At 40.5% G+C, this 11,576-nt stretch carries 10 protein-coding genes; 3 read left to right on the forward strand and 7 right to left on the reverse strand.

Going from position 1 to position 11,576, the window contains the following annotated elements; all coding sequences use genetic code 11:
* The first annotated feature begins 143 nt into the window (after window positions 1-143).
* Complete coding sequence (locus tag MRY82_06330; GenBank protein ID MCI5072540.1) at window positions 144-1,328, forward strand: hypothetical protein; 1,185 nt, start codon at window positions 144-146, stop codon at window positions 1,326-1,328.
* Window positions 1,329-1,631: 303 nt separating this feature from the next.
* On the opposite strand, the gene MRY82_06335 is transcribed toward MRY82_06330, so the two are convergent.
* On the reverse strand, window positions 1,632-1,895 hold the full coding sequence (locus tag MRY82_06335) for a hypothetical protein (protein MCI5072541.1): 264 nt from the start codon (window positions 1,893-1,895) through the stop codon (window positions 1,632-1,634).
* A 198-nt stretch (window positions 1,896-2,093) separates the two neighbouring features.
* Between MRY82_06335 and MRY82_06340 the strand changes: the two genes are divergently transcribed.
* Window positions 2,094-2,921, forward strand: a complete 828-nt coding sequence (locus tag MRY82_06340; protein ID MCI5072542.1) for an alpha/beta hydrolase — start codon at window positions 2,094-2,096, stop codon at window positions 2,919-2,921.
* Here the strand turns inward: MRY82_06340 and MRY82_06345 are convergent.
* From MRY82_06345 to MRY82_06370, 6 genes are all read right to left on the reverse strand, one after another.
* A complete protein-coding gene (locus MRY82_06345; GenBank protein ID MCI5072543.1) occupies window positions 2,918-4,891 on the reverse strand; it encodes a TRAP transporter permease in 1,974 nt (657 codons plus the stop codon). The two genes, MRY82_06340 and MRY82_06345, sit on opposite strands and share 4 nt — an antisense overlap.
* 94 nt (window positions 4,892-4,985) lie before the next feature.
* On the reverse strand, window positions 4,986-5,972 hold the full coding sequence (locus MRY82_06350; protein MCI5072544.1) for a TAXI family TRAP transporter solute-binding subunit: 987 nt from the start codon (window positions 5,970-5,972) through the stop codon (window positions 4,986-4,988).
* A gap of 50 nt (window positions 5,973-6,022) precedes the next feature.
* Window positions 6,023-7,459 (reverse strand): adenylosuccinate lyase, encoded by a 1,437-nt coding sequence (gene purB, locus MRY82_06355; GenBank protein MCI5072545.1) that lies wholly within the window; start codon window positions 7,457-7,459, stop codon window positions 6,023-6,025.
* Window positions 7,460-7,760: 301 nt separating this feature from the next.
* The gene (locus tag MRY82_06360; GenBank protein MCI5072546.1) at window positions 7,761-8,303 is read right to left on the reverse strand and encodes an autotransporter domain-containing protein; all 543 of its coding nucleotides are present in this window, start codon (window positions 8,301-8,303) and stop codon (window positions 7,761-7,763) included.
* Between the two features lie 127 nt (window positions 8,304-8,430).
* On the reverse strand, window positions 8,431-9,618 hold the full coding sequence (locus MRY82_06365) for a hypothetical protein (protein ID MCI5072547.1): 1,188 nt from the start codon (window positions 9,616-9,618) through the stop codon (window positions 8,431-8,433).
* Between the two features lie 10 nt (window positions 9,619-9,628).
* Entirely contained in the window at window positions 9,629-10,420 is a 792-nt protein-coding gene (locus MRY82_06370) for a hypothetical protein (GenBank protein ID MCI5072548.1), read from the reverse strand.
* Window positions 10,421-10,617: 197 nt separating this feature from the next.
* Between MRY82_06370 and MRY82_06375 the strand changes: the two genes are divergently transcribed.
* Window positions 10,618-11,568 carry a MoxR family ATPase gene (locus MRY82_06375; GenBank protein MCI5072549.1) on the forward strand — a complete coding sequence of 317 codons (951 nt, stop codon included), beginning with the start codon at window positions 10,618-10,620 and terminating at the stop codon, window positions 11,566-11,568.
* Window positions 11,569-11,576: the final 8 nt, after the last annotated feature.

Consider the following 11,576-nt stretch of genomic DNA (forward strand, 5'->3'; position numbering starts at 1 on the left):
TTTCAGGCAGTTATTCCATTCCAACGACCTTGATCATGAACTAGAAATCGGTTTGGATTTTATCTTGTTACCCTTGGATCTATGACGCATATTGAAAAATAGATTTGAATTTTTAGTTAAGCCTATGCTAAACAGAGTTTGAAATGAGATGTTTAAAAAAAAATACCCCCATTTTATTTTTCCTGAGCTTTGGATTTTTCATTCACTCAACAACTCTTCATGCACACGGTTTTGGGAAAGCAACTGCTGTGTGTCATCCTCATAACATTTATCAGTTTGAACAATTGCATATTCCTTATTTTACTTATTATAAAATATCTTCTTTCATCAGTGCCAACAACGATGATGCCATCCTTGAAAAATGGTTACAACATAACCGAGTTGAAACCTTTACGGGTGAACACGCCATGATGCTTCCTAAAGAATGTGTAGTTTCTGCTATTCAAGCTTGTCAAGCACTTGGTATTGCTGCATTTTGGATGAACAGTCAGAAATACAGAACCGACCCAAACACCTTATCGCAATTGATCAAGGAGTTTTTTGTTATTCACCATCCTTTTTCGCCTGTTTATTTTTCTCCAGATCAAAGTCAACGTGTTCGAGACTTTCCAAACTTTGACCATTTGGATCAATATCGATCGCAATTTTCTATCCATCTGACCCATTTAACTTGTTCTCAAACCCATGAATTTGAGGACGTAAAACAAGAGCAATTGGCAATGCCTGTTATTAGTAAAAAAGCCAATCCTGTATTGGATGAGAACAATCGCCTAAATTATGAGGCTTTATCTGCCATGTCTGATCTTGAGCTGGCTGAACGTTTAAATCAGGAAATTGAACAAGCCCAAAGCAACGGCATATTGATTCTTATTGACCAAGAAGATATTGACGGGGCCCCAATTTTTGCCATATCTGATCATGGTGTTGATATTCTTTATCCATTGGCTAAAAACATTCGTGCTTATCGGGGTATTGCATCAATAAAAAACCTTGTTCAATTGGTAGATGCTGCCATTGAACAGGGAATGCAGGGTCGTTACACTGACTGGCTAAAACTCAAACAACAACGCTCTCAAGCAAAAGCCATGGCTTTAAGCTTTGGAGGAGCACTTATGGTTGTAAGTGGAGGAGGTACTGGGGCTTTACTGTTTTCATCTATGCGTCTACCTTTGGATGATCAAGTCAATAACAATCCCAGTTCGCTGTATCATCTTAAATCTCGGCCACAGATTGTAAAAAGAATTTTAGCCAAAGAGCATATTCGAAAAACTATTGTTCACTACACACTTTTACTTAATGCAGCAAACCACTCTTTTAAATGCCCTTAATGCATTTGCTGTTTGTGGTTTCTGTTAAGCTTTATGCAGGACATACCAGACGAGTTACCCAGGACAGATAGTGCGGAGTTCTGCTAAAATAAGTATTGTAGTAGACATTAAAAAAACATTCATTGCGACCCTTTATCCTCAAAAAATAAGAACCTTCATAAGTACTTATACAATCTATGTTAAAGCTACGATTATCTAAACTGAATTGGCCCTCTGTTTCTGGATATGAAAAATAAAAATACAAGGGCTCACCAGAAACATTGGGCAAATAGTGTTGTGTAAGTTCAATGTGGTCAAAGTATTCTAAAATTTGATCTTGTTGCTCTTTTGAAAAGCCCGATAAATTGATGGATATTTTTTTTCTTGATACATGCTTGAAAAAAAAACATCACGCAGACGAGGTTTCTCTTTAACGTTAATGCTCGATATATCCTTTGCCATGAGGTAATCTTCTTGACTTGGCCACATAGGTTGATTGGTTTCAAGATCAAGTCCTTGGATAACCTGCTGAGCAAAACCTAACTGTACAAAAACAATACTGATGAGCATTAAAGTATTTTTTAACATTATTGTGTTTTCCCTTTGCTCCAAATGTTGCAGTGACGTAACGGGTTTATTTCTTTATTGTAGATTATAGAAATTTTTAACCGGCAAAATAATTTCAATCTTATGACAGATAAGAGTAAAACACACAAGAAGTGCATTCATCTCCAAAAAAAGTCTATTTTCTAGCGTGCGTTACTGGATTGTGCAACATTGATAAAGATGCATCAATTTAAAGTCTCTCTCTACAATAACAGTTATGCTCTATCTGGCATAAAAAATAGCGCACAAGAACCTGAGATCATTGCCCTTCATGGTTGGTTGGACAATGCCATGAGTTTTGTGCCTTTGATGCAGGCTTTACCGCAATACTCCATACATGCTTTGGATCTTCCGGGTCACGGTAAGAGTGTCCATCTTCCACAAATAATTCCCGCATACTCCATGACACAAGCGGCATTTATTTTAAATGAATATTTTAAGACTTTAACAAAACCCATTGTACTGATGGGTCACTCATTGGGTGCTGGTTTGGCCAGCCTTGTTGCGGTACTCTTCCCAGAAAAAATTAAAGCTTTGCTGCTCTTAGACAATGTCATCCCCATTCCCAATGATGACTTGGCCATGATTTCCTTAAAACAATTGACCCAAACAAAACACAGAACACAACGCACTTACACTACTGTAGATGCTGCTGTTCAAGCGCGTTGCAAATACGGAGTGACACCAGATATTGCAAAACTTTTAGCGCAACGTTCAGTTTCACAAAATGAACACGGGCAATATTATTGGCATCACGACATACGCTTAACCCAAAACTCTTTGAGTTATTTTACCACACCTGATGTAAAAGACATTGTAAAGCAGATTCAACAACCGGTTTTGTATATTCATGGGGACTGGGACTACCGCTATCAAGAGCGCCTGCGAGCCGCGCAATCTTTAAAAAATGTTAAGATTGTTAAAATATCAGGCGATCATTATTTTCACATGACAAACATTGCTGCTTTTAAAACGCCTTTAAAGCAGTTTGTTGATTTGCATCTTTAATCTATGTTTTTTTGCATCATTATAAAAGTACAAACTGCGAAACCATACAAAACCACGTACACACCTGTATTAAGTTGAGTCAGTTTTAATATTTGCGGATACAAAAACACACCTAAAAACAAAGCTATTGCCCATGCACGTTGCCACCAGCTAAGCCTACTTTTAAACCAACCGGTGATGGCGGAGACAAAAAAGATCATGCCAATGCAGGCTGCCACAAGCAAGGTCAGGGCTGATAATAAACTATCATTCCAAATCCAATCGGCTGGACGCATAGGATTACCGCCAGGCACAACATCTTTAATGAGAATGAACTGCGTATTTAAAATAAAAATAAACGGCAAGGCTGCGGTGCGCATATCAAAAATAAATCCTTGAATACCGGTCTTGATGGGATCAGACTTGGCAATGGCTGCCGCGGCATAGGCGGCTAAACCCACAGGTGGAGTATCGTCAGCCAAAATACCAAAATAAAACACAAACAAATGAATGGCAATCACCGGAATCATCAAACCACTGCCTTGCGCTAAACTGGCTAAAATAGGCGCGGTTAACGAAGCCATGACAATATAGTTGGCTGTGGTGGGCAAACCCATGCCCAAAACAATACAGCTGATCGCAGTTAAAATTAAAACAAGGTAAAAGTTGCCTCCAGAAGCCAACTCAATGACTTGCAATAAACTTTGTCCTAAACCGGTCATGGTCACCACACCTATGATGATACCCGCACAAGCTGTAGCAATGGCAATAGGAATCATGTTTTGGGCACCTTGGGCAAAAGCATCAGCAAGTTTTTTAAAGCCTTCAAAAAAATCAGCTTTGTTTAAGCTTTGCTTAAAATAAGCTTTGATCAGTGGCTCAACAACAATGATCAACATGGTCATGATAATGGCGTTAAAGGCGGAAGCCGTCGGAGATTGCCTCTTGATCATTAAAGTATAAATTAGAAAAACAATAGGTATGCAATAATGCAAGCCTCGCCATAAAGTTTTAAAAAAGGGTGGAATGTCTTGCGCAGGACTTGCCTGAATGTTCAACTTACAGGCTTCAAAATGAACCACGGCAAACAAAGCCACATAAGAAGCAAGCGCTGGGACAATAGCAGCTTTGACCACCTCCATATAACCAATGCCTAAAAACTCGGCCATGATAAAGGCTGCAGCCCCCATGACTGGCGGCATCAATTGGGCATTGGTACTGGCTGCCACTTCAATGGCAGCGGCTTTTTCTGGTGTGAAACCAATTTTTTTCATCAAAGGTATGGTAAAGGTGCCGGTGGTTACGGTATTGGCAATGGAGGAGCCAGACAGCATACCCAACAAACCAGAGGCCGCCACGGATGCTTTGGCTGGACCCCCTCTAAATTTGCCTAAAGCTGAATAGGCCAACTCAATAAAATACTGTCCAGCACCGGCTTTATCCAACAGTGAGCCCAGCAATACAAACAAAAACACAAAACTTGCTGACACTCTAATGGGTACACCAAAAATCCCTTCTGTTCCCAGATACAAATGACTGATCATCTTACCAATATCTGCACCCCTGTGCGCTACCACCTGCGGAAAATACGGACCAAAAAAAGCAAAGAGCATAAAGACAATGGCCACTGCGCTTAACGCCACGCCTAAAACGCGTCGGCTGGCTTCAAGCAAACAAACAATTAAGATGCAGCCAGCAACAAGATCTCGGGTAATGGGTAAGCCTGGTCGCTGGGCTATACCATCATAGTCCAGAGCCAAATACAATGCTGCCAAAGCTGCAATTCCAGCTACAACACCATTGCTCCAGATTATCCATGTCTGAATCTTTGTATTGTCTTTTTTTTTGGGAATAAAAATGAGGAAGGTCAAGCCAAGAGCAAAGCTTAAGTGAATACTGCGCAATAGCGTATCATTGATAGCAAACTGTGTGCTTAACAATTGAAAAACAGACCACAAACACAACAGATACTGAATGACTCTATTTTTCATGAATCTCCTTTGCTATAAACACAGGAGTGTTCTCTGGCAAAGACCTAAAACTCAGCCCATTTTATTTTGAATTCCCGTGTGTAATTAAAAATTATTATTTTTGTTTATCCAAGTACATTTGCACCCCTGGATGCAAAGGCAAAGATAAACCTTCAAACACACTGTCTTTGGTTAGCTTAGCATAAGCAGGGTGTAAGGTTTTGAAGTTTTCAAAGTCTTCCAGAATAGCCTCAATAATAGAATAAGCCACATCATTGCTTAATTGATCTGAGGCCAACAAGGTTGCTTTAAATCCAAAGGACTTTATATCTTCATCATTACCCTTATACAAACCACCAGGAACAATTGTTTTAACGAAATAACTTTCTTTTTTAATCAAGTCATCAATGCACGGCATGTCCAATGGAATAACTGCAACATCCGTACTGGTGGCCACATCTTTAATATTGGCGGTAGGATGCCCCACCACATAAAAATAGGCATCCAACTTGCCGTCACGCAAAGCATCTGGCATTTCGGCGGCTTTAAGCTGACCTTGAAAACTCAAGGCATCTAATTTTAAATCACAGGCATTGAATAAAGTTTCTACAGTTCTGCGGGTCCCTGAACCTGGATTGCCAATATTCACTTTTTTACCTTTTAAGTCTGCAAAGCTTTTAATGCCAGAGTCTTTTCTGGCCACCAAAGTTAAAGACTCTGGATAAATAGACATGATGGATTTTAAGTTTGTTGCTTTTTCTTTAAACGGCTCTTGCCCCTTCATGGCTTTGTAACCCACATCTGACTGGGCAATACCCAGATCCATCTTGTCTGCCAATAAGGCATTAACATTGTAAACCGATGCAGCCGTGGCTTCTACCGTACACTTGATGTTAGGACTTTTCTTGTTTACCATTTTACAAATGGCACCGCCGGTTGGATAATACACACCGGTTACACCGCCAGTCCCAATATTGATAAACGTTTGTTGGGCTGTTTTTTTACCGTTTGTTTTTTCAGGCATTTGCTCTGTTTTATTGCTTGCTTGGTCACAAGCAACCAAGCTCAAAACCATAATAAGCACTGTCCATGTATGTTTCATATATTCTCCCTCCAAATTGCGTGCATATAAACTTTTATCTGCTCTTGCTTTTAAACCCTAATTTTTGCTTTCATATTCAAGCTGCTTTTGTACTTTTTACGCAAGGGTGCCACTTGCTTTTTAATGAACATGTCCACTTGTTGCACAGATAGTCCTACCAAACGAATAGGGTCTGTTTTGACCAAAAGCTTGGGCGCCACTTTTTCAAAAGCTGGGTCATCTCTTAAACGTGCAAGCAAATCATTGCTCTCGCCTTTTTCACGCACGTTCTTCACTGCGTCTTTTGAGTGGACACGAATCACTTCATGCAGTTCCTGCCTGTCGCCGCCTTCTTTAACGGCCGCCATTAAAATTTCTTCGGTTTGTAAAAATGGTAACTCTTGATTGAGGTTGTTTTCAATCACACCTTTATTCACTTTCATGCCACCTGTAATATTGAGAACCAAATCCAGTACAGCATCACAAATTAAAAAGGCCTGTGGCAAGACCACTCTACGATTGGCGCTGTCGTCCAAAGTTCTTTCAAACCATTGTGTGGCCGCTGTATCATAACAGTTGCCCACTAAGTTGATCACATACCTGGCCAACGAACAAATTCTTTCACTGCGCATAGGGTTTTGTTTGTATGGCATGGCAGATGAGCCAATTTGCGAACTTTTTCTGGGTTCTTCAATCTCATGCATAGCTTGTAGTAAGCGCATATCATTGGCAAATTTGGCCGCAGACTCACAAATATTGGCTAACAAAGTTACGATTTGCGTATCGGCTTTTCTTGGGTAGGTTTGTCCGGTAACCCAATACGCTTGTTTAAAGCCCATTTTTTCCATCACATAATCATCCAAAGCCAATGCCTTGTCAGCATCTCCGTCAAACAGTTTTAAAAAACTGTCTTGCGTGCCGGTTGCTCCTTTAACGCCATGAAAGCGCATGTGTTCCAGTTCAAAAACAAGCCGTTCAAAGTCCAGAACAAAATTTTGGGCCCACAAACAGGCTCTTTTACCCACCGTAGTTGGCTGCGCCGGTTGAAAATGGGTAAAGGCTACCGTTGGCGTTTCTTTTTCTTTTTCTGCAAAGGTGGCCATCTTATCAATTACCGCCACCAATTTTTTTTCTAAGAGTTCCATGCCCTCTTTCATCATGATCAAGTCAGCATTGTCAGTAACGTATGCACTGGTTGATCCCAAATGAATAATCCCTGCAGCTTTGGGACACTGTTTACCATAAGCCTTAACATGGGCCATCACATCATGGCGCAACTCGCCTTCAAATTTTTCTGCCACTTTCCAGTTGATTTTACTTTTGAATTTTTTTAACTCATCAATCTGTACTTTGGTGATGGGTAATCCCAGTTTCTTTTCACCCTGGGCCAATGCAATCCATAGCTCGCGCCATAGCTCCACCCTTCTTTGCCGCGAAAAAATAGTGGCCATCTCTTCACTGGCATAACGCTGTATAATGACATCAATTTGATTGCTTTGTGTAGTCATGGCAAGGCACATACACTATTTTGCACAGAATTTGAAATCTAAGGTTTTGATCAAAAAAATAGTTTTCAATGAAATTTCGTGCCTTTAAAGCGCGCAAATACAGTTTTAACATCACCAGAGCAACAAAAAATTTACGATTTCAAAAACAGTTTTCAGTTGTTTTTTCTAATTTTAATCATACAAAGCTAGAACAATCCTTGATACGACGAAGCCCATCAAGGTCAAACTTTGCATCGATGCAATGAAATATTTTTTAGTCAACAGGGGGAGAAAGTTCCCCTGTTGAAGTTAAAGAGTTTAATTAGAAATACCACTGCAGAGCGGCTTTGGCACCGTAGTGGCTTACAGTAATACTTTCTACACTTGAGTATGCGTAAGTTATTTCAGGTGAAAGTGCAAAACGTTTGCTCAAACGAAACTCATACCCGGCACTTACAGAAGCATTAAAGCCAGCATCAGATGTAGAAGAGAATGAAAATGATCCTTCACTACCATCAACCTGTAAGGTTGCTATACCAATGGCTGGACGCACATAGAAATTATCTCTAAAGAAAAATTGAGCTGCAAAACTCAATGAACCGTGGGTTACCGTCAAGCCATCTTCTTCGCCAATAGCATTATTGGTTTCAGCCATCAACAGGATGTCTTCGCTGATACCGCCCCCAATCCTTAAACCTCCCAAGTAAGCACCTTTACGGTAGTCACCGCCATCAACATTCAGCCCGCCACCGCCAAGAGAAAAACCAATAAAAAAGCCTTTACGATCCGTGTACTCTTGAGCATGGACTGAACCAAAGGCCAAACCAACAAAAAAACTTAAACTTAATAGTATTCTTTTCATCATGGAGCGGTCTATAGCACCAAGGCTCACAAAAAACAATCTTATATCAGCGTAATTCGTTCAGCAAAAAAACAAAACCCAGGAGGAGAGAAACTCACTCCTTTTGCATTTTATTCATATTTAAAAAAAACTACATGCCAAAGCCAAGTTGCACAACATAACGGGTGTTGCCTTCTTGACGGGTGTGAACCCCTATCTCTTCAGAATAAATGGCTGCACTGAGTTTGGCCACCCATAAATCTACTGTGGCCCCGGCACTGGCATAGCCTTGAGACAAACCGGCTCTAAGCGCTAAGATAGCTGGAAACTTGGTTTCCCAACCCACATGCAATTTAGAAATGAACGGCATATCGCGATTGATGTTTCTTATGTCCAAGGCAAATGCGTTCTCAAACTTTGCAAAACTGGGGTGAATGGCCATACCTACACTAATGGACTCTTCATTGCCTGGGGCCTCTTCAAAACTAGGGCTCCCAATATCTTGCCAAGTTACACCCACCATAGGTTGCAACCTTTTACGCCACGAGGCTTCTTTCAAGGACCCAAAAGCCAAATTACTTTTTAAGCCGACATCTGCTCCTAAACCAAAGCGCTGCTTTTCCCAAATATTCTCTAATTGGCTTTCCAGCTTTAATTTACCGTTGGCATCATCCTGTGTGTCAGCATAGTCTATAATTTCATCCGCTTCATCCATGGCCAAACGCACCGTTGGTTTCAAAGTTACCCCAACCTGCAAGGCATCATCAAAGAAAGACTTAGCCCCTGAAACATAGGCCACCAAGTCCGTGGTTGATCGAACATGAAACTCTGGAACGGCAGGCTCACGCACAGTAAAATCAAAATTTTCCTCAGCCAACAAACCAATGGCAAAATTTTTGCGGGCATAACTGACAATTTCTGTGGTTAAACGCAAGTGTCTGAACTTACCGTTGTTTTTAGCAATAAAATCATCCAAAACTCGGAATCGATCACCGTTTTCATCAGATGCATCTTCCAAGTCCTCTACCAAATCTCTCACGTCATTGATAAGGCTAAAGGCATCCTGAGAAATCTCTCCAGTTAGATTTAAAATACGCAACTTGCCCTTTTTAAGGTCATTGAGTCCAGCAGGATTGTAAAACGGAGACGACGCATGTGTACCCTTTAAGGCTACCCCCACGTTACCCATCCCTAAATTTCTTGCCTGACGATAGACACTGGGAGAGGGAGTATCAAAGCTTGGACTGGCCTGCGCTCTAGTAAAACCAAAACAAAACATAAACAGCGCTATGCCAACAAAACCCAAGGATAAACTGTTATTTTTTTTACTACTCATCATTGCTCTACTCCTAAAGGGCTTCATCACAGGTGGCCAGTGTTGCACTATTAAATGTTGTATCAAAAAATGTTGGAATAGGATCAATTCCTAGATCCATAGCAATTTGATCTGCACGCAAAATCAAAGAAAAATCCTGACTCAAACCCAAATCTCCACCCACATCATTGACTTCAGTTAGATTTTCTCTAAAGCGGGTTTCTTGCTCTGGGCTTAAGGCCATAGCATCAAAGCCATCAGGGACTTCGTCCTTCATGTTAGGCACACAACCTGGTGTTGAATTCAGACAATGATTGCACTCATTGTTGGCTGTTTTTAAACCTACACGTGTCAACGCACCTCCCAACTCAAAAAGCCTTGAAGCATACAGACGAATAAAGACATTATCTCTATCAGCATCATTGAGAGCATTGGCATCTAAAACTTTAAAAATATCTGTGGCTTCTTCTAAATTATTTAGCCTTTCCAAATCAGGGGCAATTCTTAAAAAACTGCTTAAATCATTTTCACCGGGTTCTAAAGGATCTGCCAAGCATGCCAACAAACCTAGAATACCTTGATCACCCTCTGGGCAATTGTTGGCTCCTGACAATGCAGCATCTCCCAACAATGCAGATGCCAATAAAAAGCTGGCTTCTTCATCTTCACTGTCTTTAGCAACAACTTCCCGGGCTTTTTCTATGGCTTGCGTATACTGGCGGGCATCCAGTAAAAACCTAACTTCCTCTTTCAGTTCTGCTTTTTCGCTGGCACAATTGAGCAAAAATAAAAGCAGACTGAAACATAAAAACTGTTTGTGTTTCATAGCTTGTGTTCCTTCTCTAAAAAAATTGGGCTTACCGATCTATTGTACGCAAACAAAAGAAAAATGGCAAAGGCATAAGTTAAATATTCTCGATTAAATACAAATAAAACTCGTTAATAATTGGTTATGATTTAAAAAAGAAAATAAACACACGCCTTATCTTTTAATTGCATGAAAAATGCCGTATACTTTTTAAAGTGTCTGAACAAAATATTATCCAATCTTTAAGAAAATCCATTCATCAACACATTGTAGGCAAAGACAGCGTCATTGATTTACTGCTGTGTGCTTTATTGGCCAGAGGACATGTTCTGATTGAAGATGTTCCTGGCGTGGGCAAAACCACCATTGCCTCTGCTTTAGCGCAATCCATTGAAGGCAGTTTTCAACGCATTCAATTTACCAGTGACCTACTGCCTGCCGATATCATTGGGGTTCCTATTTTCAACTCTGACTTGCATCACTTTGAGTTTCACCCAGGACCTATTTTTTCCAATATTGTTCTGGCTGATGAAATCAACCGTACCACGCCCAAGACTCAATCAGCATTACTCGAAGCCATGCAAGAAGGTCAAGTCACCGTGGATAGAGAAACGCATACGCTCAATAAACCCTTTATGGTGATTGCCACCCAAAATCCCATGGAACAGTTTGGAACCTACCCTCTACCAGAATCACAACTGGATCGTTTCTTGTTTAAATTAAATATTGGTTACCCTGAGGCCAAAGAAGAGCTTGGTATTGTTCAATCTTTAGGAAAGAGTTTTGAAAGAAAGAAAATAGCCCCAGTCTGTGCGACAGACCATATTGTTGATTTACAAAAGGCTGTCAGTCGAGTTCATATTGATCCATCTTTACAACAATACATTGTAGACATTGTCCGTAAAACCAGAGAATCAACCCTAGTAAGTCTTGGCGTAAGCCCAAGGGGAACAGTTGCTTTGTACAGAGCATCACAAGCTCTGGCCTTCATTCAAGGCAAAGACTTTGTCAGTCCTGATGATATCAAAATTTTAGCGCCCCATGTTTTGGCCCATAGGATCACTCTATCTGCGCATCAAACCAAAAACATTGAGCATGGTGATTACAATAAAATGCAAAAAGATGCGATCATTGATATTTTAGATCAAGTGATGGTGCCCTTATAAATTGTTTT

The organism is bacterium (assembly GCA_022763185.1).
Lineage (GTDB): Bacteria > Bdellovibrionota_G > JALEGL01 > JALEGL01 > JALEGL01 > JALEGL01.